Origin of the sequence: Variovorax sp. JS1663 (genome assembly GCF_002157355.1) — a bacterium.
GTDB lineage: Bacteria > Pseudomonadota > Gammaproteobacteria > Burkholderiales > Burkholderiaceae_C > Variovorax.
Genome location: NZ_LYMK01000026.1, coordinates 34284 through 58169, shown reverse-complemented (window position 1 = coordinate 58169; position 23886 = coordinate 34284). Strand labels below are relative to the sequence as shown.

20 protein-coding genes and 1 pseudogene are annotated in these 23886 nt (G+C 69.9%); 5 read left to right on the top strand and 16 right to left on the bottom strand.

The features are described 5' to 3' along the window. Nucleotides 1-2: 2 nt before the first annotated feature. Nucleotides 3-2165 carry a methylmalonyl-CoA mutase gene (gene scpA, locus A8M77_RS21060; protein ID WP_086923468.1) on the bottom strand — a complete coding sequence of 721 codons (2163 nt, stop codon included), beginning with the start codon at nucleotides 2163-2165 and terminating at the stop codon, nucleotides 3-5. Between the two features lie 134 nt (nucleotides 2166-2299). Between scpA and A8M77_RS21055 the strand changes: the two genes are divergently transcribed. Beyond that, nucleotides 2300-2947: a GntR family transcriptional regulator gene (locus A8M77_RS21055; RefSeq protein WP_086923467.1), complete on the top strand. Its 648-nt coding sequence runs from the start codon at nucleotides 2300-2302 to the stop codon at nucleotides 2945-2947. 10 nt (nucleotides 2948-2957) lie between these two features. Here A8M77_RS21055 and A8M77_RS37455 read toward each other — a convergent pair whose 3' ends face one another. After that, nucleotides 2958-3122, bottom strand: coding sequence for a hypothetical protein (locus A8M77_RS37455; protein ID WP_443272023.1), 165 nt, complete (start codon nucleotides 3120-3122; stop codon nucleotides 2958-2960). A 1-nt stretch (nucleotide 3123) separates the two neighbouring features. Between A8M77_RS37455 and A8M77_RS37450 the strand changes: the two are divergent. Further along, a pseudogene (locus A8M77_RS37450) lies at nucleotides 3124-3709 on the top strand (TauD/TfdA dioxygenase family protein); the annotation flags it as partial. A gap of 17 nt (nucleotides 3710-3726) precedes the next feature. Here A8M77_RS37450 and dusA read toward each other — a convergent pair. After that, on the bottom strand, nucleotides 3727-4728 hold the full coding sequence (gene dusA, locus A8M77_RS21045; protein WP_086923466.1) for a tRNA dihydrouridine(20/20a) synthase DusA: 1002 nt from the start codon (nucleotides 4726-4728) through the stop codon (nucleotides 3727-3729). A gap of 376 nt (nucleotides 4729-5104) precedes the next feature. Here dusA and A8M77_RS21040 point away from each other — a divergent pair, with 376 nt between their 5' ends. The 3 genes from A8M77_RS21040 (at nucleotide 5105) to A8M77_RS21030 (ending at nucleotide 10944) form a co-directional block, all read left to right on the top strand. Further along, the gene (locus tag A8M77_RS21040) at nucleotides 5105-9460 is read left to right on the top strand and encodes a DEAD/DEAH box helicase (protein ID WP_086923465.1); all 4356 of its coding nucleotides are present in this window, start codon (nucleotides 5105-5107) and stop codon (nucleotides 9458-9460) included. A gap of 29 nt (nucleotides 9461-9489) precedes the next feature. Next, a complete protein-coding gene (locus tag A8M77_RS21035) occupies nucleotides 9490-10359 on the top strand; it encodes a helix-turn-helix domain-containing protein (RefSeq protein WP_086923464.1) in 870 nt (289 codons plus the stop codon). A 111-nt stretch (nucleotides 10360-10470) separates the two neighbouring features. Next, nucleotides 10471-10944 (top strand): NuoB/complex I 20 kDa subunit family protein, encoded by a 474-nt coding sequence (locus A8M77_RS21030; protein WP_443272020.1) that lies wholly within the window; start codon nucleotides 10471-10473, stop codon nucleotides 10942-10944. Here the strand turns inward: A8M77_RS21030 and A8M77_RS21025 are convergent. The 13 genes from A8M77_RS21025 to A8M77_RS20965 form a co-directional block, all read right to left on the bottom strand. After that, nucleotides 10941-11597, bottom strand: a complete 657-nt coding sequence (locus tag A8M77_RS21025; protein WP_086923462.1) for a helix-turn-helix domain-containing protein — start codon at nucleotides 11595-11597, stop codon at nucleotides 10941-10943. The two genes, A8M77_RS21030 and A8M77_RS21025, sit on opposite strands and share 4 nt — an antisense overlap. 33 nt (nucleotides 11598-11630) lie before the next feature. Beyond that, nucleotides 11631-11957 carry a ferredoxin family protein gene (locus A8M77_RS21020; protein ID WP_086923461.1) on the bottom strand — a complete coding sequence of 109 codons (327 nt, stop codon included), beginning with the start codon at nucleotides 11955-11957 and terminating at the stop codon, nucleotides 11631-11633. Between the two features lie 12 nt (nucleotides 11958-11969). Beyond that, nucleotides 11970-12371, bottom strand: a complete 402-nt coding sequence (locus tag A8M77_RS21015; RefSeq protein ID WP_086923460.1) for a cupin domain-containing protein — start codon at nucleotides 12369-12371, stop codon at nucleotides 11970-11972. A 42-nt stretch (nucleotides 12372-12413) separates the two neighbouring features. Further along, nucleotides 12414-13739, bottom strand: a complete 1326-nt coding sequence (locus A8M77_RS21010) for an MFS transporter (RefSeq protein ID WP_086923459.1) — start codon at nucleotides 13737-13739, stop codon at nucleotides 12414-12416. A 115-nt stretch (nucleotides 13740-13854) separates the two neighbouring features. Then, a complete protein-coding gene (locus A8M77_RS21005) occupies nucleotides 13855-14490 on the bottom strand; it encodes a DJ-1/PfpI family protein (RefSeq protein WP_086923458.1) in 636 nt (211 codons plus the stop codon). Nucleotides 14491-14666: 176 nt separating this feature from the next. Next, a complete protein-coding gene (locus tag A8M77_RS21000; RefSeq protein WP_086923457.1) occupies nucleotides 14667-15440 on the bottom strand; it encodes an ABC transporter permease in 774 nt (257 codons plus the stop codon). Next, a complete protein-coding gene (locus A8M77_RS20995) occupies nucleotides 15437-16243 on the bottom strand; it encodes an ABC transporter ATP-binding protein (RefSeq protein ID WP_086923456.1) in 807 nt (268 codons plus the stop codon). The genes A8M77_RS21000 and A8M77_RS20995 overlap by 4 nt, the downstream gene beginning before the upstream one ends. Further along, nucleotides 16240-17268 carry an ABC transporter substrate-binding protein gene (locus tag A8M77_RS20990; protein ID WP_086923455.1) on the bottom strand — a complete coding sequence of 343 codons (1029 nt, stop codon included), beginning with the start codon at nucleotides 17266-17268 and terminating at the stop codon, nucleotides 16240-16242. The genes A8M77_RS20995 and A8M77_RS20990 overlap by 4 nt, the downstream gene beginning before the upstream one ends. Nucleotides 17269-17378: 110 nt before the next feature. Next, on the bottom strand, nucleotides 17379-18575 hold the full coding sequence (locus A8M77_RS20985) for a xanthine dehydrogenase family Fe-S subunit (RefSeq protein ID WP_086923454.1): 1197 nt from the start codon (nucleotides 18573-18575) through the stop codon (nucleotides 17379-17381). Further along, complete coding sequence (locus A8M77_RS20980; protein WP_086923453.1) at nucleotides 18572-19411, bottom strand: FAD binding domain-containing protein; 840 nt, start codon at nucleotides 19409-19411, stop codon at nucleotides 18572-18574. The genes A8M77_RS20985 and A8M77_RS20980 overlap by 4 nt, the downstream gene beginning before the upstream one ends. Before the next feature lie 10 nt (nucleotides 19412-19421). Next, entirely contained in the window at nucleotides 19422-21800 is a 2379-nt protein-coding gene (locus A8M77_RS20975) for a xanthine dehydrogenase family protein molybdopterin-binding subunit (protein WP_086923539.1), read from the bottom strand. An 11-nt stretch (nucleotides 21801-21811) separates the two neighbouring features. Beyond that, on the bottom strand, nucleotides 21812-23299 hold the full coding sequence (locus tag A8M77_RS20970) for a TRAP transporter large permease (RefSeq protein WP_086923452.1): 1488 nt from the start codon (nucleotides 23297-23299) through the stop codon (nucleotides 21812-21814). Beyond that, nucleotides 23296-23856, bottom strand: coding sequence for a TRAP transporter small permease subunit (locus A8M77_RS20965; RefSeq protein ID WP_086923451.1), 561 nt, complete (start codon nucleotides 23854-23856; stop codon nucleotides 23296-23298). The genes A8M77_RS20970 and A8M77_RS20965 overlap by 4 nt, the downstream gene beginning before the upstream one ends. Nucleotides 23857-23886 lie beyond the last annotated feature (30 nt).

The following is a 23886-nucleotide window of genomic DNA, read 5'->3' as shown; positions in this document are numbered from 1 at the left end:
GTTCAAGCCGCGACCGCCGCGCGGATCTGTTCCAGCACGTCCTTCGCGCTCGCCGGAATCGGCGTGCCCGGCCCATAGATGCCCTTGACGCCCGCCTCGTAGAGGAACTCGTAGTCCTGCCGCGGAATGACACCGCCGACGAAGACGATGATGTCGTCAGCGCCCTGCTTCCTCAGCTCCTCGATGATGGCCGGCACCAGCGTCTTGTGGCCGGCGGCCAGCGTGCTGACGCCGACCGCATGCACGTCGTTCTCGATCGCCTGGCGCGCGCATTCCTCGGGCGTCTGGAACAGTGGCCCCATGTCGACGTCGAAGCCCAGGTCGGCAAAGGCGGTCGCGACCACCTTCGCGCCGCGGTCGTGGCCGTCCTGGCCCAGCTTGGAGATCATCACCCGCGGGCGCCGGCCCTGCTCCTCGGCGAAGGCGGCGATCTCCTTCTGCAGCGCCTCCCAGCCCTCGGCCGAGTCGTAGGCGGCGGCGTAGACGCCGGTCACCTTCTGCGTGTCGGCGCGGTGGCGGCCATAGACCTTCTCGAGCGCGTCGCTGATCTCGCCCACCGTCGCACGCAGGCGCACGGCTTCCACGCTCAGCGCCAGCAGGTTGCCCTCGCCGCTCTCGGCGGCGGCGGTCAATGCGTCGAGCGCCGCCTGCACCTTGGCGCCGTCGCGCTTCTCGCGCACGGACTTCAGCCGGGCAACCTGGCTGTCGCGCACCTTGACGTTGTCGATCTGCAGGATGTCGTGCGTGTCCTCGTTCTGCAGCTTGTACTTGTTGACGCCCACGATCACGTCCTGCCCCGAGTCGATGCGCGCCTGCTTGTCGGCGGCGGCCGCCTCGATCTTGAGCTTGGCCCAGCCGCTGTCGACCGCGCGGGTCATGCCGCCCATGGCCTCGACCTCCTCGATGATGGCCCAGGCCGCGTCCGCCATGTCCTGCGTGAGCTTCTCCATCATGTAGCTGCCGGCCCAGGGATCGATCACGTTCGTGATGTGCGTCTCTTCCTGGATGATGAGCTGCGTGTTGCGCGCGATGCGCGCGCTGAACTCGGTGGGCAGGGCTATCGCCTCGTCCAGCGCATTGGTGTGCAGGCTCTGCGTGCCACCGAAGACCGCGGCCATCGCCTCGATGGTGGTGCGCACCACGTTGTTGTACGGGTCCTGCTCGGTCAGGCTCCAGCCGGAGGTCTGGCAGTGGGTGCGAAGCATCAGGCTCTTGGGGTTCTTGGGATTGAACTCCTTCATGATCCGGCACCACAGCAGGCGCGCCGCGCGCATCTTGGCCACTTCCAGGTAGAAGTTCATGCCGATGGCCCAGAAGAAGCTCAGCCGGCCTGCGAAGCCATCGACGTCGAGCCCCTTGGCCAGCGCCGTCTTCACGTACTCCTTGCCGTCGGCCAGCGTGAAGGCCAGCTCCAGCGCCTGGTTGGCGCCCGCCTCCTGCATGTGGTAGCCGCTGATCGAGATCGAGTTGAACTTCGGCATGTTCTGCGCGGTGTACGCGATGATGTCGCCGATGATCCGCATCGAAGGTTCGGGCGGAAAGATGTAGGTGTTGCGGACCATGAACTCCTTGAGGATGTCGTTCTGGATGGTCCCCGACAGCTGGGCCTGCGGTACGCCCTGCTCCTCCGCCGCCACGATGTAGCCCGCCAGCACCGGCAGCACCGCGCCGTTCATGGTCATGGAGACGCTCACCTTGTCCAGCGGGATCTGGTCGAACAGGATCTTCATGTCCTCCACGCTGTCGATCGCCACGCCGGCCTTGCCGACGTCGCCGGTGACGCGCGGATGGTCGCTGTCGTACCCGCGGTGGGTGGCCAGGTCGAAGGCCACGCTCACGCCCTGCCCGCCCGCGGCCAGGGCCTTGCGGTAGAAGGCGTTCGATTCCTCGGCCGTGGAGAAGCCGGCGTACTGCCGGATGGTCCAGGGCCGCACCGCGTACATGGTGGCCTGCGGGCCGCGCAGATAGGGCTCGAAGCCGGGCAGCGTATCGGTGTACTTCAGGCCCTGCAGGTCGGCCGCCGTGTAGAGCGGCTTGACCGTGATGCCGTCCGGCGTGCGCCAGTTCAGCGCCGCCAGGTCCCCGCCGGGGGCCGACTTGGCAGCGGCCTTGGCCCAGACGTCGAGGGTGGCGGTTTGGAAGGTCGGTTCGGGTTTGCTGCTCATGGGCACCGCTTTGCGAGGGTCTGGCTCGGGTGAAGGACGGTCCGCGCAAAGACGCGCGGGATTAAAACTTTGTGCGAGTCTAACCCATCTGTAATTATTAATTCAAACTCCTTGAGTTGCGGTACAGTTCGCGCATGTCCGCCGTCACCCTCACCCCGCGCGCCCTCTACGAGGAGGTGGCGGAGCTACTGCGCCAGCGCATCTTCAACCGCGACCTGGAGCCCGGCGCCTGGATCGACGAGCTCAAGCTGGCGGAGGAGTACGGGATCAGCCGGACGCCCTTGCGCGAGGCCCTGAAAGTGCTGGCAGCCGAGGGCCTTGTCACGATGAAGGTGCGGCGCGGCGCCTATGTGACTGAGGTGTCCGAAAAGGACCTCGCGGACGTCTACCACTTGCTGAGCCTGCTGGAGAGCGACGCCGTCGGCGTGGTGGCCAAACGGGCCACGGAGGCCCAGCTGGCCGAGCTCGAGGCCCTGCATGCCGAGCTCGAGGCCGCCGCGGTGCCGGGCCAGGTGGACCGCGCCCACTTCTTTGCGATCAACGAGCGCTTCCACATGCGGGTCATGGCCATCGCCGACAACCGCTGGCGCGACCAGATGGTGGCCGACCTGCGCAAGGTGATGAAGCTCAATCGCCACAACTCGCTGTTCAAGACGGGCCGCATCGCGGAGTCGCTGCAAGAGCACCGCGCCGTGATGGCCGCGATCCGGGCACGCGACCCGGCGGCCGCGATGGCCCGCATGCAGGAGCATTTCCGCAACGGGCTCGAGGCCGCGAACTGAGGGTGTTCAGTCAGCCGGCGACGCGATGCCGATCTCCGCGTTGATCTGCTGCACGGTCTCCAGCAACCTCGGCGCGACGCGCCCGAGCGCCCACCTCGATGCGCGAGCTGATCAGGGCGGTGCGCGGGCGCACCGAATCGATGATCAGCATGTCCAGCGCATCGCGCACGCCCATGCACCGCGACTCGCCCAAGAACCTCTCGAACTTCGCCAACCAGCTCTGGCACAGCGACAGCTCCTTCCAGGACCCGCGCGCCGCTTACTCGATGCTGCACGCGCTGGTGCTGCCCAGCTGGGGCGGCAACACCGAGTTCGCCGACCTGCGCGCAGCCTACGATGCACTGCCCGAGCGCACCAAGGCCGAGGCGCAGGACCTGCGTGCCGAGCACTACGCGCTGCACACGCGCATCCTGCTGGGCGACGAGGCCTACACCGACGAGCAGAAGAAGGCCATCCCGCCCGCCGTCTGGCCGCTGGTGGAGACGCACGCCGGCTCCGGCCGCAAGCTGCTCTTCGTCGGCGTGCATGCGCGCCAGATCATCGGTTGGCCCACGGCCGAGTCGCGCATGTACCTGCAGGATGCTGGAGCACGCGACCCAGCACGAGTTCGTCTACCGCCACGAGTGGCAGGTGGGCGACCTGGTGATGTGGGACAACCGCAGCACCCTGCACCGCGGACGCCGCTACGACATCGCCGAGCGTCGCGAGCTGCGCCGCACCACCATCGAGGACGTGCCCGAGGCGCGGCTGATGGCCGCCTGAGGCCGCCCGCCGAGCGATCAGTCGGCCAGCGCCGCAGCCGGCTCGTGCGCGAGCGCCATGACCTCGTGCGGTGTACGCGCCTTGAGCCGGTGGTCGCTCCACACCTGCCGCCAGCGGCGCGCGCCGGGCAGGCCGTTGCGCAGGCCCAGCATGTGGCGCGCAATGTTCGACCACGGCGTGCCATGGTCGGCCGCCTCGCGCGCCATGTAGTCGCACATCGCCTCTTCCACTGCCTCGCGCGTCAGCGCGGACGGCGCCTCGCGGTAGAAGACCTCGTCCCACCGGGCCAGCCACCAGGGGTTGTGATAGGCCTCGCGCCCGATCATCACGCCATCCAGCAGCCGCAGGTGCTGCTGCATCTGTTCGTCGTCGACGAAGCCGCCGTTGATCGAGATCGACAGCTCGGGAAAGTCGTGCTTCAGCCGGTGCACCAACTCGTAGCGCAGCGGCGGGATCTCACGGTTCTGCTTGGGCGACAGGCCTTTCAGCCAGGCATTGCGCGCATGGACGATGAAGCCGCGGCAGCCGGCCTCGCTCACCTTGCCGACGAAGTCGCGCACGAATTCGTAGGACTCGGTCTTGTCCACGCCGATGCGGTGCTTGACCGTGACCGGCACGCTCACCGCATCCACCATCGCCTTCACGCAGTCGGCCACCAGCTGCGGCTCCTTCATCAGGCAGGCACCGAAGGCGCCGCGCTGTACCCGCTCGCTGGGGCAACCGCAGTTGAGGTTGATCTCGTCGTAGCCCCAGTCCTCGCCCAGCTTCGCGCAATGTGCCAGGTCCGCCGTCTCGCTGCCGCCGAGCTGCAGCGCGACAGGATGCTCCTCGGCATGGAAGCGCAAGTGGCGCGCCACGTCGCCGTGGATCAGCGCGCCGGTGGTCACCATTTCGGTGTAGAGCAGCGCGCGGCGGGTCATCAGGCGGTGGAAGTAGCGGCAATGCCGGTCCGTCCAATCCATCATGGGGGCGACGGAGACGGTCTTTTCTCGAATGTGCAGATTGAGCGGGTCGTTCATACGGGGCGGTCCGGCCGCGATGGTACGCGGCGGCGTTCGCGCGCATGGCAGGGGCAAAAAAAGGGCTCGCCTGAAGCGAGCCCAATGATTGCCTTTGCAGCAATCCCCCAGAGAAACCGTGCACATAGTGTGCGCCCGATTCCGCCGGGAGAGGTGTGAACAAATAGACGGAAGACCTGACCGGAACATGATGTTTTGTAACGGCGGCGGCAGGATGGGAGTATTTGGCGCGCGCTTGCTCTTTCCGGATCGGCTCCGCGGCTTGACATCCGCGGAAGAGGCCTGAACTGAGGGGGGCAGCGCGGACTTCGCCGTGGCCGCGTAACATGCCCCAGCGCCCGGCCCCCCGCACGGCCGTCCTCGCAGCCTTCATTTCATGCCCCTGGCCGATTTCCACCCCGCCGTCGCCGGCTGGTTCAGCCGCAGCTTTCCAGCGCCCACCGACGCGCAAAAGGCCGCCTGGCCGGCGATCCGCGCCGGGCGCCACACCCTGGTCGCGGCACCCACCGGCTCCGGCAAGACGCTGACCGCCTTCCTCGCCGCGCTGGACGCCCTGGTGCGCCAGGGCCTGGCACCGGAGGGGCTGCCGGATGAAACCACGGTGGTCTACGTCTCGCCGCTGAAGGCGCTTTCCAACGACATCCACCTGAACCTGGAACTGCCGCTGGCCGGCATCCGCGACGAGCTCGCGCGCCTGGGCCTGCCCAACGTCGCCATCCGCAGCGCCGTGCGCACCGGCGACACGGCACCGCGCGAGCGCCAGCAGAGCCTGCGCCGGCCGCCGCACATCCTGGTGACCACACCGGAATCGCTCTACGTGCTGCTGGGCTCCGTCTCGGGCCGGCGCATGCTGTCCACCGTGCGCACGGTGATCGTGGACGAGATCCATGCCATCGCCGCCGGCAAGCGCGGCAGCCACCTCGCGCTGTCGCTGGAACGCCTGCAGGCGCTGGCCGGCGGGCGGCTCACCCGCATCGGCCTCTCGGCCACGCAGAAGCCGATCGAGGAGGTCGCGCGCTTCCTGGTGGGCGCGGCGCATGTGCACGCCGGCGTGGCCGACTGCGAGATCGTCGACATCGGCTATGCGAAGCAGCGCGACCTGGCGCTCGAGCTGCCGCCTCAGCCCCTGGGCGCGGTGATGACGCACGAGCAATGGGACCAGGTCTATGCGCGCGTGGCCGAACTGGTGCTGATGCACCGCACCACGCTGGTCTTCGTCAACACGCGGCGCATGGCCGAGCGGGCCGCGCGCCACCTGGGCGAGCGCCTCGGCAAGGAAGCGGTTGCCGCGCACCATGGCAGCCTGGCCAAGGAAGCGCGCCTCGACGCCGAGCAGCGCCTCAAGCGCGGCGAATTGCAGGTGCTGGTGGCGACCGCCTCGCTGGAGCTGGGCCTGGACATCGGCGACGTGGACCTGGTGTGCCAGCTGGGCTCGCCACGCGCCATCGCGACCTTCCTGCAGCGCGCCGGCCGCTCGGGCCATGCGGTGGGCGGCACGCCCAAGGCGCGGCTTTTCCCGCAATCGCGCGACGAGCTGGTGGAGTGCGCGGCGCTGCTGGACTGCATCCGCCGCGGCGAGCTCGACGCCCTGCGCATTCCGCGCGCGCCGCTGGACGTGCTGGCCCAGCAGATCGTGGCCGAGACCGCCTGCCAGGAATGGGAGGAAGAAGCGCTCTTCGCCCTGGTACGCCGCGCCTGGCCCTATGCGGGCCTCGAGCGCGCGCAGTACGAGGCCATCCTCGGCATGCTCGTCGAGGGCTTCGCCACCCGCAACGGCCCCCGCGCCGGCTACGTGCACAGGGACGCGGTGCACCACCGCCTGCGCGAGCGCCGCGGTGCGCGCATGACCGCCCTCACCTCCGGCGGCACCATCCCGGAGACCGGGGACTACAGCGTCGTGCTGGAGCCGCAGGCGCACCAGATCGGCACGGTCAACGAGGATTTCGCGGTCGAAAGCCTGGCCGGCGACGTGTTCCAGCTCGGCAATACCAGCTACCGCATCCTGCGCATCGAGCCCGGCCGCGTGCGGGTGGAGGACGCGCAGGGCGCCGCGCCCAACATCCCCTTCTGGCTCGGCGAGGCGCCGGGGCGCAGCGACGAGCTCTCCGCCGGCGTGTCGCGCCTGCGCGAGGAGATCGGTGAGCGCATCCAGAACGAAGGTGCACAGGCGGCAGTGCAGTGGCTCCAGGCGCGCATCGCCGGCCTGTCCGAGGATGCGGCGCGGCAGTTGGTGGACCACCTCGCCCGCACGCTCGGCGTGCTGGGCGTGCTGCCCAGCCAGCGGCAGATCGTGCTGGAGCGCTTCTTCGACGAGTCGGGCGGCATGCAGCTGGTCATCCACTCGCCTTTCGGCAGCCGGCTCAACCGGGCCTGGGGCCTGGCCTTGCGCAAGCGCTTCTGCCGCAAGTTCAACTTCGAGCTGCAGGCCGCGGCGACGGAAGACGCCATCGTGCTGTCGCTCTCCACCAGCCACAGCTTCGCGCTGGACGAGGTCGCGCGCTACCTGCACTCGGCCACCGCGCTGGACGTGCTGGTGCAGGCTTTGCTGGACGCGCCGTTGTTCGGCGTGCGCTGGCGCTGGAACGCGACCACCGCGCTGGCGCTGCCGCGCTTCGTCGGCGGCCGCAAGGTCGCGCCGCAGTTGCAGCGCATGAAGTCCGAGGACCTGCTGGCCAGCGTCTTCCCCGACCAGGTTGCATGTGCCGAGAACCTGGCCGGCGAACGCGAGGTGCCGGACCACCCGCTGGTCGCGCAGACGCTGGACGACTGCCTGCACGAGGCCATGGATGCCGAGGGCTGGCTGGCCCTGCTGCGCCGCATGGAGGCCGGCGAGGTGCGGGTCGCGGCGCGCGACCTGCCCGCGCCCTCCCCGCTCGCGGCCGAGGTGCTCTCCGCGCGGCCCTATGCCTTTCTCGACGACGCGCCGCTGGAGGAACGCCGCACGCAAGCCGTGCAGAGCCGCCGCTACACCGACCCCGAAAGCGCCGACGACCTGGGCCGGCTGGACCCCGAGGCCATCTCCGCCGTGCGCGAGGAAGCCTGGCCCGACCCGCGCCATGCGGACGAGATGCACGAGGCCCTCAACGGCCTGGGCCTGCTGACCGCCGAGGAAGCGGCCCGCGATCGGGCTTGGGCGCCATGGCTCGCGGAGCTGGTCCGCGCGGGCCGCGCGACGCGGCTGCGTCCGCCGGGCGACGAAGACGGCCTGTGGGTCGCGGCGGAGCGCCTCTCGCTGCTGCGCCTGCTGCATCCCGCAGCCGGCATGGAACCGGCCATCGAGGCCCCCGCCGGCTACGGCCAGGCACCCGCTTCACGCGACGCGGCGCTGCGCGAGCTGCTGCAGTCGCGCCTGGGCGGCCTGGGCCCGGTCACCCTTCAAACGCTCGCAGCGCAACTGCGCCTGCCCGCCGCCGAGATCGAGACCGCCCTGCTCGGCCTGCAGGCCGAGGGCCTGGTGCTGCACGGCCGCTTCACGCCCGATGCCGCGGCGCCCGAATGGTGCGAGCGCCACCTGCTCGCGCGCATCCACCGCTACACGCTCAAGCGCCTGCGGCGCGAGATCGAGCCGGTCGAGCCACGCGACTTCGCGCGCTTCCTGTTCGAGTGGCAGCACCTGAGCGCCGGCGCCCGCGTCAGCGGCCCCGAGGCGCTCGCCGGCGTGCTGACCCAGCTCGAAGGCTACGAGGCGCCCGCCGCGCTGTGGGAATCCGAGCTGCTGACGGCACGGGTCAACGACTATGCGAGCCCCTGGCTCGACGACCTCTGCACCGCCGGCCGCGTGATGTGGACGCGGCTGCGCCCCGCCACCGCGGAAGGCCGCACCGGGCGCGCCGGCACCTCGCTGCGCAGCACGCCGATCCTGCTGCTGCCGCGCCGCAGTGCCGCGCTGTGGACCGGCCTCGCCCCCGTTCCGGCCGACGACGAGGCCCTGGGCTCGCGCGCGCGGCGCGTGGCCGAGTGGCTGGGCGGACACGGCGCCTCCTTCTTCGACGAGATCGCGGACGGCGCCCGCCTGCTGGGCACCGAGCTGGAAGATGCCCTGTCGGAACTGGTCGCGCGCGGCCGCGTGCGCTGCGACAGCTATGCGGGGCTGCGGGCGCTGCTGGTGCCGGCCTCCAAGCGGGCCGGCATGCATGCGCACCATCGCCGCCGGCGCGGGGCGTTGTTCGGCATCGAGGATGCGGGCCGCTGGTCGCTGGCGCGGCCGGCTGCCGCATCGGCCGCCGAAGCCTCTTCCGCCGATGCCGTCGAACAGGTGGCGCGCGTGCTGCTGCGCCGCTACGGCGTGATGGCCTGGCACCTGATCGAGCGCGAGGCCGCGTGGCTGCCGCCCTGGCGCGAGCTGGTGCGCTGCTATCGCCGGCTGGAGGCCCGCGGCGAGATCCGCGGCGGCCGCTTCATCGCCGGCCTGTCGGGCGAACAGTTCGCGCTGCCGGAAGCGATCGGGCTGCTGCGCCAGGTGCGGCGGCAGGCACCGGACGCGGAGCTGATCTGCCTGTCCGCCGCCGATCCGGCCAACCTGCTGGGCAGCGTGCTGCCTGGCAACCGGGTGCCGCGCGTGCCGGGCTCGCGCGTGCTCTACCTGGGCGGCGTGCCGATCGCGGCGAGCGTGGGCGGCGAGATCCAGCTGCTGGCGCCGCTCGAGGCGGCGCTGGAGAAGCACGCGCGCCGCATCCTCACGCTCTCGCCTGCCGTGCGCGGCGGCCTCGCGGCCGAGCAGGCCCTGGCCTGAGCGCCACTGGACTCGCGCCAGGACTCTCCATGCGCTATCGGCTGCCTCCCGTCCCGCCCGACCTCTGGCCGGTCGTCACCTGCGTGCTGCTGCTCGAGCTGGAGCCCGGCGAGCAACCCGTGCAGAGCCATCTGCCGGCCTCCCTGCACACCCTGCTGACGGTGATGCTGGAGGGCGGCATCGACGTGCCCGACACGGCCGACCCGTCGCGGTGGACACCCGCCCCCGGCGCCTTCATCGCCGGCCTGTCGAGCCAGCCGCTGATGTCGCTGCAGCGCGGCCGCATCCGCATGCTGTCGGTGCTGCTGCAGCCGGCCGCCGTGTCGCGGCTGCTCGGGGAATCGGCGGCGGTGCTGCACAACCGCAGCTTCGCGGCCGAATCGGTCTGGCCACGGGCCTGGCGCGTGCTCGAGGAACGGCTGCGCATGGCGCGCGGCGAGCCGGCGCAGCTCGCGCTGCTGTTCGACTTCCTGCGCGCGCGCTGGCGGCAGCGGCCGCCGCGCGGCGTCGACCGCCGTGCCTCCGAGTTCGCGCTGCACATCCAACATGGCCCGCGGGCGGCCGCGCATCGCAGCGGCCTGGGCGAGCGGCAGTTCTCGCGGCAGTTCACCGCCACCCTCGGCACCGGCCCGAAGCAGTACCACCGCGTCGCCCGCTTCGGCTCCATGCTGGGCGAGGCGCTGCTCGCGCCCGATGCGCTCAGCAGCCTGGCCGCAGCCCATGGCTATTTCGACCAGTCGCATCTCACGAACGAATCGCGCGCGCTGTCGGGCCTGCCGATGGGCCAGCTGCTTGCACGAATCGACGGCGACGACCCGGGCTACTGGTCCTACCGCGTGGGGCGCGACATGCTGCGCTTCGCGCGGGCCCTGACGCCGCGGCACTGGCCCTACCGCTGAGGCGCATCGGCCTGCGCGCCGGGCATGTCCGTTTTTTCCAAGACGGCGCCTGCGCCGGCCGGAAGAATGGCGCCATCCGCACTTTGCGCGCCATCCCCCGTGTCCTCGTCCCTGTCCTCCGTGCTTGCCGAAGACGGCTATCTCCTCACCTCCGCCCGCGAGCTCATCGACCGCGCCCGCGCCGGCAGCATGTGGTACCTCACCTTCGGCCTCGCCTGCTGCGCGGTCGAGATGATCCATGCCGCCAGCGCACGCTACGACATGGACCGCTTCGGCATGATCCCGCGCGCCAGCCCGCGCCAGGCCGACCTGATGATCGTGGCCGGCACCCTCACCAACAAGATGGCGCGCGCCATCCGCAAGGTTTACGACCAGATGGCCGAGCCGCGCTACGTGATCTCGATGGGGTCGTGCGCCAACGGCGGCGGCTACTACCACTACAGCTATTCGGTGGTGCGTGGCTGCGACCGCATCATTCCGGTCGACGTCTACGTGCCCGGCTGCCCGCCCACGGCGGAGGCGCTGCTCTACGGCATCCTGCAGCTGCAGGAGAAGGTTCGCCGACAGCAGACCATCTCGCGCTAGCCGAGGTTCGCCGGCTTGCCCGGCGAATACATCACCACCAGCGCGGTCGCCGCGCCCGACAGCGCATGCCCGCGGTGCGGCATGCGTGAATCGAAGTGGATGGTGTCGCCGGCCTCGAGGATGTACTTGTCCATGCCCACCTGCCATTCGATGCGGCCGGTCAGCACGTGCAGCATTTCCTCGCCCTCGTGCTCGAAGAAGACGAACTTGTCGACCTCGGCCGGGAAGGAGAACAGGAAGGGCTGCAGCGCGCGCCCCTCGGTGGCGTCGGTGAGCGCGAAGTAGTCGTAGCCGAAGGCGCTGCCGCCCATCACCGTCTGCCGCTTCTCGTTGCGCCGGACCACGCTGGCGCCGCGCCAGCGGGTGTGCACGCCTGCGTTCTGGAGCAGGGCCGCGGCCTCGATGCCCAGCACGTCCGCGATGCGCGAGAGCGTACCGATGGGCGGCACCTTCTTGCCGTTCTCGATGCGCGAGAGGTACGCCTTGCCGAAGCCGGCCCGCTCGGCCAGCTCGGCCAGCGTGAGCCCGGCGGCAAGGCGCTGATGCTTGATGCGGGCGCCGAGGTCGGCGGTGGGCAGCGCGGCGTCCTGCTGCTGCACCGGATCCGACGCGCCCTCCGGTGCTTTGGCTGCGGAACGCTTCTTGGTTGGCATGTCGCCCGATTCTACGGACGCGCCTCCCCGAGCCTAGGTCGCGCGGTCGAGCTGCGCGAGCTTGTCCGTCCGCGCGGCCCACGCATCCGCTTCCGGCAGCGGACCGCGGTAGCTCGCCTGGGGCCAGCGCCGCGCGAGCTCCGCGTTCAACGCGGCGAAGGGCCGCATCGCCTCGCCGAGGCCATGCACCGGATGGATCGCCTGCACCGGGCACACCATCTCGCACAGAGCGCAATTGGCGCACGCGTCGGGGTCGATCACGACGAAGTTCGGCCCCTCGCGAAACGCCTCCTGCGGGCAGACCTCGATGCATTCGCCGTAGCGGCAGCCGATGCAGGCGTCGGTGACGACGTAGGCCACGCGCACTGCTCCTCAGGCGGACTGGAAGCCCGCCGTGTGGAAGAACACGTTGGGCTTGCGGTAGATGGCCAACAGCAGGCAGCCCTCGTCGGAACGCGTCTCGTGCAGCGACCCCGGCTGGCGCCACACGTACTGGCCGGCGCGGCAGATGCCGTCGTGGTCGTAGAAGCTTCCTTCGAGCACCCAGCTCTGCTCGATCTCCGGATGCCTGTGGAAGGGCAGTACGGCGCCCGGCTCCCACTTCAGCAGCACCGTCATCTCGCCGGCCTCGTCGTTGCGGTAGAGCACCTTCATCCAGATCTTGTCGAACTGGGACTTCTGCCATTCCAGCTTCTCGGGGTCGACGTAGACCGAGCCGCCGGGGGTGGGTTCAAGCTTGCCGGACAGGCGTTGCGCGGTGTGGACGGTGGACATGGAATCTCCTTTGGATCGATGAGTGTGGGAAGAGACGGCGCCTCAGAGCACCGACACGGAACGGTTGCGCGTCTCGTGCGCAAAGAACGCGGCAACCAGCGTGATCAAGGCCAGCGCGATCAGCATGATGGAAACGCCGGCCGTGCCACCCGCCTTCTCGTTCAACCAGGTGGCCAGCACCGGCGTCAGCCCGCCGCCGATCGCCGCGGCCACCTGGAAGCCGAAGGAGGCGCCGCTGTAGCGCGCCCGGGCGCCGAAAAGCTCGGGGAAGTAGGTGGCTTCGGGCGCGAACATCAAGCCGTGGCCGAAACTCAGCGCCACCGCGACCGCGGCCACGATCACCAGCGGATCGCGCGTGCCCAGCAGCCAGAACATCGGGAAGGCGAAGCCGATGGTGAAGATCGCGCCGGCGAAGTAGAAGGGCCGCCGGCCGATCAGGTCCGACAGGTAGCCGAACAGCGGGATGGTGACGATCTCGATCGCCGCGGCGATCATGATCGCGTCGAGGATCTGCGCCTTGGGCAGCCCCAGCCGGGTGGTGGCGTACACCACCACGAACACGGTGAGCATGTAGACCCAGGACACCTCCGAGATTTTCAGGCCGATGGCCACCAGGAAGCTCCTCGGATGCCTGAAGATCGCCTCGGCCAGCGGGTTGCGCGCGATCTCCTTCCTGGCCTTCATGGCCTCGAACACGGGCGACTCTTCCACCTTGAGGCGAATGAAGGCGCCGAGGATCACCAGCACCAGGCTGGAGAGGAAGGGCACGCGCCACCCCCAGGACAGGAACTCCTCTTCCGGCAGCTTCGACACCAGCCCGAACACGCCGGCCGAGAGGATGAGCCCGATCGGGAAACCCACCTGCACCAGGCTGCCGCACAGCCCGCGCCGCTTGGCCGGCGCGTGCTCGAGCACCATGAGCGCCGCCCCGCCCCACTCGCCGCCCAGGCCGATGCCCTGGATGATGCGCAGCACCACCAGCAGGATCGGCGCCCAGATGCCGATCTGCGCATAGGTGGGCAAAAGGCCGATCGCGAAGGTGCCCAGCCCCATGATGATCAGCGTCAGCAGCAGCATCGACTTGCGGCCGAGCCGGTCGCCGAAGTAGCCGAACACCGCGCCGCCGAAGGGGCGCGCGAAGAAGCCGACGGCCGCGCTGCCCAGCGCGGCGAGCGTGCCGACGAAGGGATCCTCCGCCGGAAAGAACAGCTTGTTGAACACCAGCGCCGCGGCCGCGCCGTAGATCAGGAAGTCGTACCACTCGATGATCGTTCCCAGCGCACTCGCGAACACCACCCGCCCGACGCGGCGGTCCGCCTGGTCCGCCGCTGCGGCGCCATAGGCCTGTGTGGCCTGCGTGATTTCCATCGCCTTCTCCAGTTTGATCAGACACGCGCCGCGCGGCGGCACTGCGATGGGCAACTTATGTTGTCCATTAGACAACTATAGGTTGCCCAATCCGGAGCGTCAACGCGATGACGCGCTAGGACAAACCCTTGGCTGCAAGAAGCGTGGGCAGGCGTGCCTTGTTGGCCTCCCAGGCCGCGCCGTACTCGATGATGCGGGCCACCTCGGCCGCCTCTGCGGCGCCGACGCGCGTGGCGATGAGATGGAGCATCGCGTCGATGCACAGGCTCACGCCGCCCCCGGTGAGCACCGTGCCGTTGTCCACCATCAGGGCGTGGCGCGCATCGATGCGCGGATGGTCGCGCGTGAGCAGCGACAGGGGCGACACCTCGGGCGGGCGCACCTCGCACTTGGTGGTCGCGATGCGGCCGTCGAGCAGGCCGGCCTTCGCCAGCAGCATGGCCCCGGTGCAGATGGAGACCAGCACCGCGCCGTCGCCGCGGCGGCGCAGGAAATCGCGGATGGCGGCGTCTTCGCTCGCCTGCACCCAGCCGGGGCCGCCGGGCACGATCAACACGTCAAAGGGCGGGCAGTCGTCGAAGCCGAAATCCGGCGCCACGCGCAGGCCGTTCGACAAGCGCTGCAGGCCCGCGTCGGCGGCGACCGTCAGGTATTCGAATTCCGGTATCACGCGCCTCGCCATCGAGACCACGCCGATCGCGGCCAGGTCGATGGGCTCGACGCCTTCGTACAGCAGAAAGGCAAACTTCATCACGTGCTCCTCGATGGCGCTCCCACGAGCACCCGAGGCAACACTCTAGATAAAAGTTTCCTATTGAGCAACAATAAATAGCAAACTTCTGCCGGCGGGAGAAGCAACGCTGAACGAAAAAAGGGAGCCGCCCTTGCGGGCAGCTCCCTTCATGTGCCTGAAGCCGCGCCGCCGTCTCAGGCCATCGCTTCCTTCGGCCGCCACGGCGTCAGCCGCCGCTCGGCCCAGGCCAGGCCGCCGTAGAGGCCGATCCCCAGCACCGCCAGCACGGTCACCGCCGCGAACACGCGCGTGGTGTCGAAGGTGCCCTGCGCGCTCAGGATCACGTAGCCCAGCCCGCGCTGCGACGCCACGAACTCGCCCACGATCGCCCCCACCAGCGCGAGCGAGATCGCGACCTTCATGCCGGTGAGGATCGAGGGCAAGGCACACGGCAGCCGCACCTTGAGGAAGAAGTCCATCGTCGAGCCCTTCAGCACGCGCCCGAGGTCCAGCACGTCCTGCGGCACCGAGCGCAGGCCATGGACTGCGTCGACGATCACGGCGAACACCGCGATCAGGAAGGCGATCGCGATCTTGGGCTCGGAGCCGGTGCCCAGCCAGATCACGAAGAGCGGCGCAATCGCGACCTTGGGCACGCTGTTGAGCCCCACGATCAATGGGTAGATGGAATGCTCGAACATCCGCGAGCCCACCAGCATCATGGCCAGCGCCACGCCCACCACCACCGACAGCACGAAGCCGCCCAGCGTGGTGGCCAGCGTGTACCACGCATGGTCGAGGTACCAGCGCCATTCCTGGCCCAGCTCCTGGAACACCGCGCTGGGTGGCGGCAGGGTGATCGGCCGCACGTGCAGCAGCCGCACCAGCGCCTCCCACAGCACCAGGAACAGCAGCATCGTGACCAGGCCCAGCGCCCACTGGCGCCCCTTCTGCTTCAGTGTCTTCATGCGGCCATCTCCTCCCGGACCTCGCCGGGCTCCTCGTTGATCAGGCCCATCTCGTGGAAGAGTTTGCGGATGCGCGCGGTGTAGGTGCCGAACTGCGCGGTCTCGCGCACCGAGAGCTTGCGCGGCCGCGGCAGGTTCACCTCGATGATGTCGGCGATGCGGCCTGGGCGCGGCGAGAACACCACCACGCGGTCCGCCAGGAACACCGCCTCCGCGATGCCGTGTGTCACGAACATCACCGTGTTGCGCGTTTCCAGCCAGATGCGCTGCAGCTCCACGTTCATCTGGTCGCGCGTGAGCGCATCCAGCGCGCCGAAGGGCTCGTCCATCAGCAGCAGGCTGGGCTGGTCGATCAGCGCGCGGCAGATGGCCGCGCGCTGGCGCATGCCGCCGGAGAGCTCGCGCGGATAGCGGTCGCCGAATTCGGAAAGGCCGGTGAGCTTGAGCAGTTCGGCCATCGTCCGGCGGTAGGCCGCGACCGGTTTGCCCGCGAACTCGATGGGCAACATGATGTTGCGCTCGATGCTGCGCCATTCGAGCAGCGCGTCGCGTTGGAACACCATGCCCACGTGATCGGGCGGGCCCGCCACCGGGCGGTCGTCGACCCGCAGGTCGCCGCCGCTGATGGTTTCCAGCCCTGCCACGCAACGCAGGAAGGTGCTCTTGCCGCAGCCGCTCGGGCCCAGGATGCTGACGAACTCGCCGGGCTTGATGTCCAGCGAGATACCGTCGAGCGCGGTCAGCGCACGGTCGCCCTCGTAGACCTTGCGCACGCCGCGGGCGTGGATGGCGGCCGCCGTCATTTCGGGCTCGCCGCGTTCAGCGCCACGGGGCGCACCAGGCCCGGCACGAAGAAGTCGTTGCCGTCCTTGATCGACTTCAGCAGGCCGGCGTCGGTGAGCGTCTTCACCGCCACGCTCCAGTCCGAAGCCACCGGCGCGCCCAGCGGCTGGCCGGCGGGCGCGGGCAGCGCGAAGAAGCCGCGCAGCGCATCGATCTGCCCGCGCAGCACCTTGCGGTCGAGCTTGGCCTGCGGGCGCTGGGCGACGATGGCGTCGACCGCCTCGTCCTCGTGGCCGTTGTAGACGTACTGCCAGGAGGCCGCGACCACGCTCGCGAACTTCGAGATCGCCTCGCGCCGCGCGGCCAGCTTGGCCTCGGAGGCGAACAGGCCGAAGCTCGGCATGTTCAGGTTGTAGTCGGCGAAGCGCACGGCCTCGGAAGGCCGGGTCTGCGACACAACCGGCAGAAAGAAGGGAATGGTCGAGAAGGCGGCATCGGTGCGGCCCGCGGCATAGGTCGCGGCCTTGCCGGCGGCATCGACGTTGATCAGCTCGATGTCGCTTTTCTTCAGCCCTCCCGCGGCGAGGAAGGCGTCGACGAAGGGCGCTTCCAGCGAGCCGGCGGTGTAGGCCACCTTCTTGCCCTTGAGGTCCTTCGGGCCCTGAATGCCGGCGCCCGCCGGCACCAGCATGCCGACGTCGCTCAGGCGCGCGAACACCGCCACGCCCTTGACCGGCAGGCCCTTGTCGCGCGCGATCATCATCGAGGCCAGCGCCGCGTGGCCGAGGTCGAACTGGTCGCCCGCGCCGACGATCTGCACGGTGGTCACAGAGCCGTTGCCGTCCTCCATCTGCACGTCGAGGCCGGCCGCGGCGTACCAGCCCTTCTGCTGCGCGAGGTGCAGCGCGGCATGCACGCCCCAGGGCGTCCAGTCGAGGCGCACCTTGAGCTTCTCGGGCGCCTGCGCGGCGGCCGTGGCCACCATGGCCAGGCCGATGCAGCCGGCGAACAAGCGGGTGATGAATCTGGGAATCGATGAAGACATGGCGAGGACCTCCGGACGAGTGGACAAAGACAAAGCTCCGCCAGCGACGCGAGCGGGGTGCTCGCGCCGTGAAGGACAGGTGGGTGGATATGGGGGTGTCGGTTCTTTCGTCAGTCGCCGGCGCCGAAGAGGCGACGGATCCGCGACCACAAGACGCTCCAGCCAAGGCTGAAGGCATTGAGCCGTGCCGGCGGCAGTGGCGCATCGGGCGAACGCGCAGGATCCATGCGCAGCGCCACGTTCTTGCCGAACTCCTGGATCAGGCGCCCGACGAAATCCTTGACCAGGCCCGAGCGCGAGAACTGCGCCAGCGGACCCTGCAGCGAATAGAGCAGGTCCACCTCGACGCGCGTCTGCGCGGGCGACACCTCGACCAGGCGGTAGGCCACGTCGCCGTTGGCGCGCGACTGGCTCAGCGTGTCCTGGCCCGCGCCCTTGAGCACGGCCGAGCGCGCGGCCTCGTCACGCTCCAGGCGCGCGGCGCCGTTGAAGCTGGCGGACATCGGGCCGAACTTGATCGCGACGCGGCCCTTCACGCGGTCGCCTGCGTGCTCGGTCAACTCGGCACCCGGCAGGCAGGCCGCCACGGCCGGCAGGTCGGCCATGAAGCGCCAGACCTCCGCGGCCGCGAAGGGCACGCTGAAGTAGCCCTGGATGCGCGTGCCCTTGTCCGCGGCGGCGCCCTGGGCTGGCGCGGGTTCGTCGCGCGGCGCGGCGGGGGGTGCCGCCATGCCGGTGTCTGTCGCCTCGAATGTTGCGAAGGGAGTGCGCACCATGGGCACGGCCTCGCCGCGCGCCGCGCGCAGCGCCTGGCGCATGGCGGCGATTTCCGGATACGCATCGCCGCCGCATTGCGCGAGCACGTCGCGGATGGCGGCGACGATGCCCATGTAGCCGGTGCATCGGCACAGGTTGCCCGACAGCTCCAGCCGGATCTTCGGCTCGTCGGCCTCGGGGAAGCGCAGCACGATGTCACGGGCAGTCGCCAGCATGCCCGGCGTGCAGAAGCCGCACTGCAGCGCATGGTGGCGCGAGAACGCGGGCCGCAGCAGCGCCATCACCGGGTCGGCGTCGTAACCCTCGACCGTGGTGACCTTGCGGCCGTCGCAGGCGACGGCGAAGGCGATGCACGAGCGCACCGGCTTGTCGTCCACCAGCACGGTGCATGCGCCGCACACGCCGTGCTCGCAGCCCAGGTGGGTGCCGGTGAGCCGGCCCTCGTCGCGGATGAAGTCGCCCAGGTGCATGCGCGCGCAGACCTCGCGCTGCACCGGACGACCATTGAGTTCGACAGCGATGGTGTTCATTCAGCATGCTCCGGCATGAAGACCTGGCCGAGGCAGCGCTCGACCGCGGCGACCAGCAGCTTGCGGTCGACCGCATCCTTTCCTGGCGCGGCCACCTTGACGGCGGCCTCGATCGCAGGGCGCACGGGCTTTTCGCCGCTGCGTGCGACCTGTGCCGCCAGCGACGGCAGGGCCTGCGGCGCACTGTCGAGCGCGCCGATCACGATGCGTGCGACCTTGCGCTCGGCATCGAACAGCGCGGCGCAGCTCGCCTCCGCGAACTCGCCGGTCTTGCGGCAGAACTTGAAGTAGCCCCAGCGTGCCGAAGCGCCGAGCCTGGGCACCCACAGGGCGGCGATCAGCTCGCCCTCGCCGAGCGCGGTGGTGTAGGCGCCGTGCATGAAACGGTCGGCCGCCACGCGGCGCGTGCCCGCCGCGGCCGCGATCTCGACCTCCGCGCCCAGTGCCGACGCGGTCAGCACCCAGTCGGCGGCGGGGTCGGCATGCGCCAGGCTGCCGCCCACGGTGCCGCGGTTGCGGATCGCCCGGTAGGCGATCCCGCCGGCCACCGACTGCATCGGCGTGCCGCGCAGGAGCGCATGGGTTCCGTCCTCGATCTCGGCGTGCGTGACGGCGGCGCCGACGCGGATCCACGCGCCCTCCTCGCGCACCTGGCGCAGTTCGGGCAGCGCCGCGATGTCGATCACCTGTTTCGGCCGCGTGAGCCGCAGGTTGAGCATCGGGCCCAGCGACTGGCCACCGCCGATCGGCTTGGCCTGCCCCTGGCCCTCGGCCAGCAGGCGCAGCGCCTCGGCCAGCGTGGCCGGGCGGCGGTATTCGAAGTTGGCAGCTTTCATCGGTGCGCCCTCACGCGGCCTTCCTGTTCTCGCCCATCTGCGCCGCCTCGATCGCCTCCAGCAACCGGCGCGGCGTCAGGGGGGTGTGCGCGACCTCGGCGCCGAGCGGGCGCAGCGCGTCGTTCACCGCGTTGAAGATGGCCGCGGGCGGCGCGATCGCACCGCCCTCGCCCATGCCCTTGGCGCCGAACTCGGTGTGCGGCGACGGCGTCTCGAAATGGTGGATGCGCAGGTTCGGCACCTCGGTCGCGCCAGGCAGCATGTAGTCGGCCAGGGTGGAAGCAAGCGGCTGGCCGTTGCGGTCGTAGGGGGTCTCCTCGTACAGCGCGGTGCCGATGCCCTGCGCCACGCCGCCGTAGGTCTGGCCCTCGACCACCATCGGGTTGATCATGGTGCCGCAGTCCTCGACGATCACGTAGTCGAGGATGTCGACGTGGCCGGTGTCCGGGTCGACCGCGACGGTGACCGCATGGCTCGCATAGGTGAAGGCGCCGGTGTCGACCTTGGGCTTGAAGCCCATGGTGACCTCCAGGCCGGCCGCGTGCACGTCGGCGGGCAGGCGGTCGGGCCGCAGGTACCAGGCCTGTGCCACTTCCGCGACCGGCACGCTGCCGGCCGGGCCGACGATGCGGCCGGCTTCGAGGCGCGCCTCGGCCGCCGGCACGCCGAGCAGGTGCGCGCCGATGTGCACGAGTCGCGGCGCCAGCGCCTTGCAGGCGCGCGAGACCGCGCCGCCGGACATCACCAGCGAGCGCGAGGCATAGGTGCCGGTGGAGAACGGCGTGAGGCCGGTGTCGCCGTGCACGAGCTTGATGCTGCCGATATCGACGCCGAGGATCTCGTGCGCGATCTGCGCGAAGGTGGTCTCCATGCCCTGGCCGTGCGAGTGCACGCCGACGCGGATCTCCAGGCCGCCATCGGGCGTCATGCGCACGGTGGCGGAATCGAAGCCCGGGATGACCGGCGTGCCCCACGTGGCGAAGACGGAGGTGCCGTGCGCCGACTGCTCGGTGTAGGTGGCGAAGCCGATGCCGATCAGCCGGCCGTCGGCCTCGGCGCGGCACTGGCGCTCGCGCACGGCCTCGAAGCCGATCATCTCGCGGGCCTTCTGCAGGCTGGCCGGGTAGTCGCCGCTGTCGAAGTGCTTGTTGGCGACGTTGACGTGGGGCATGGCCGAGGCCGGCACCAGGTTCTCGAGGCGCACCTCCCAGGGCTCGCGGCCGACGGCGCGGGCGACGGCGTCGATGGTGAGCTCCATCGCGAAGCACACGCCGGTGCGGGCCACCCCGCGATAGGGCACGAAGCCGGGCTTGTTGGTGGCGAGGCACTCGGTCACGCAGCGGTAGCCGCGGAAGGCATAGGGGCCCGGCAGGTTGCCCACCGCCTGGCCCGGTTCGAGGCCGATGGTGAAGGGCCAGACCGAGTAGGCGCCGCCGTCGATGGTGATGCGCGCGTCCAGGGCCAGCAGCCGGCCGCGCTCGTCGGCATAGGCCGTCATCTCGTAGTGGTGCTCGCGCGTGTTGGCGCCGGCGATCAGGTGCTCGCGGCGGTCCTCGATGTAGCGGAAGGGCTTGCGGTAGGTCTTGGCCAGCCAGGCCACGCACAGCTCCTCCTGCTGCAGCACGCACTTGTAGCCGAAGGCACCGCCCACGTCGGGCGAGATGACGCGCACGCGGCCCTGCTCCAGGCCCAGACACTGCGCGATCACGGTGCGGATCATGTGCGGCACCTGGGTGGCGCTCACCACCACCAGCTGGTCGGCCTGGTGGTCCCAGTAGGCCAGCACCGCCTTGCCTTCCATCGGCACCATGCACTGGCGCGACAGGTCGATGGAGCGGCGCACCACCAGCGCGGCCTGCTTCGCGTGCAGCTCGAAGTCCTTGTCGGCGGTGAGGGTGACGAAGGTGTTGTCGCGCCAGTGCGCATGGATGCGCTCGCCGCTGGCCGCGCGGGCCGAGGAGGCGTCGGCATAGACCGGCAGCTCTTCGAACTCGACCTCGACCAGCTCGGCCAGGTCCTCGGCCTCGGCCCGCGTGGGCGCGAAGGTCATCGCGACCGGCTCGCCGACGAAGCGCACCTTGCCCGAGGCCAGCGGCGGCTGGGCGGAGGACTGGTAGGTCGGCAGGGTGGAGTCGGCCACGATGTCCAGCGCATCGGCCATGGTCTCGCGCAGCACGACGCGCGCCGCCCCCTGCGCCGGCAGCTGCGTGCCGACGATGCGGGCATGGGCCAGCGGACTGCGCAGGAAGGCGACCTCGCTGAGTTCGGGCATGCTCATGTCGGCGACGAAGCGGCCGCGGCCGTGCAGGTGGCGCTCGTCTTCCTTGCGCAGCACGCGCGCGCCCACGCCCTGGCCGGCGCGCGCCTCGTGATGGTTGTCGTTGCTCATGATGGGTTCGTTCACTTGGGTTCGGGCCCGAAGAGCCTGGAGGGGTCGTCGCGCTCGGCGCTGCCGCCGGCACCCTCGCCTTCGCGCGGCTGAACGTCGATGCGGATCTTGTCGACGTCGACCACCTTCTCCTTCTCGAGCAGCGCGGTCACCGTCTCCGGCACGAAGATCACGATCGCCACCAGCAGCAGCTGCATCGCGACCCAGGGAATGGCGCCCAGGTAGATGTCGCGCGACTCGACCTTGCGGGGCAGGGTCCCGTTCTTCGCCAGGGTATCGGAGATGCCGCGCAGGTAGAACAGCGAGAACCCGAAGGGCGGATGCATGAAGCTGGTCTGCATGTTCACGCAGATGAGCACGCCGAACCACACCAGGTCGATGCCCAGCTTGGCGGCCACCGGCGCCAGCAGCGGCAGGATGATGAACGCGATCTCGAAGAAGTCGAGGAAGAAGGCCAGGAAGAAGATGAAGATGTTGACCGCGATCAGGAAGCCCAGCTGCCCGCCCGGCAGGGCCGACAGCATGTGCTCGATCCACAGGCCGCCGTTGACGCCCTGGAACACCAGCGAGAAGGCGCGCGAGCCGATCAGGATGAACACCACCATCGCGGTCATGCGCATGGTGGAGGCCATCGCGTTGTTCAGGAGCGGCCAGGTCAGGCGCCGCTGCGTCGCCGCCAGCACGAAGGCGCCGAGCGCACCCATGGCGCCCGCCTCGGTGGGTGTGGCGATGGCGTGGTCGATGAAGGGCAGGCCGCCCATGGAGCCCAGCACCGCGAAGATCAGGATGGCCGAGGGCAGGATGCCGCGCAGGCACTTGCGCCACAGCGCCCAGCCCTGCAGCGTGCGCGCCTCCTTCGGCACGCCCGGCACGTCCTGCGGGCGGATGCGCGACAGCAGGAAGGTGTAGAGCACGAACAGGAGCACCTGCAGGATGGCCGGCCCCCACGCGCCCTTGTACATGTCGCCCACCGAGCGGCCGAGCTGGTCGGCCAGCACCACCAGCACCAGCGAGGGCGGCACCAGCTGCGTGATGGTGCCCGAGGCGGCCAGCACGCCGGTGGCGTAGCGCATGTTGTAGCCGTAGCGCATCATCACCGGCAGCGAGATCATCGCCATCGCGATCACCTGGCCGGCCACGGTGCCGGTGATGGCGCCGAGGATGAAGCCCACGATGATCACCGAGTAGCCCAGGCCGCCGCGCACCGGGCCGAAGAGCTGGCCCATGGAGTCGAGCATGTCCTCCGCCAGGCCGCAGCGCTCCAGGATGCAGCCCATCAGCGTGAAGAAGGGAATGGCCAGCAGCAGGTCGTTCGACAGGATGCCGAACACGTTGAGCGGCAGCGCCGCCATGAAGCCGGCCGGAAACCAGCCCATCGCGATGGCGATGCCGCCGCAGGCCACGCCCAGCGCCGCCAGCGAGAAGGCGACCGGGAAGCCCAGCAACAGGATCGCCACCAGGCCCGCGAACATCAGCGGCGGAAAGGTGTCGAGGCTCATTGCAGCGGCTTCTCGTAATGCGTGTCCATGCGCAGCGTGCCTCGCAGGAACTGCACGCGCTTGCAGATCTCGGCCAGGCCCTGCAGCACCAGCAGCGCGAAGCCCACCGGCAGGGTCAGCATGGCCGGCCAGCGCACCAGGCCGCCGGCGTTGGAGGACGACTCGCCCGAGCGCAGCATCTCCACCAGCAGCGGCCACGACAGCCAGGCCAGCAGCCCCATGATGGGCAGGAGGAAGAACACCAGGCCGAACAGATCCGTCAGGACCTGCCGGCGCGCCTTCCAGCCGCCGTAGAAGACATCGACCCGCACGTGCTCGTTGAGGCGGAGCACCTGCGCGGCACCGAACATGACGCCGACGGCGAAGAGGTACCACTGGATCTCGAGCCAGGCATTGGAGCTGTAGCCCGCCAGGTAGCGGACGATGGCGTTGCCGCCGCTGATCACGCAGGCGGCCAGCAACGCCCACTTGGCGAGTGCGCCGAAGAAATCGTTCACGCGGTCGATGGCACGCACCCAGGCGTAGGGCTGCCCGGTGTCGGGCGAGGCTTGGTTCATGGAAGGTCGTCTTCTGCTCGGCGGCGCGGA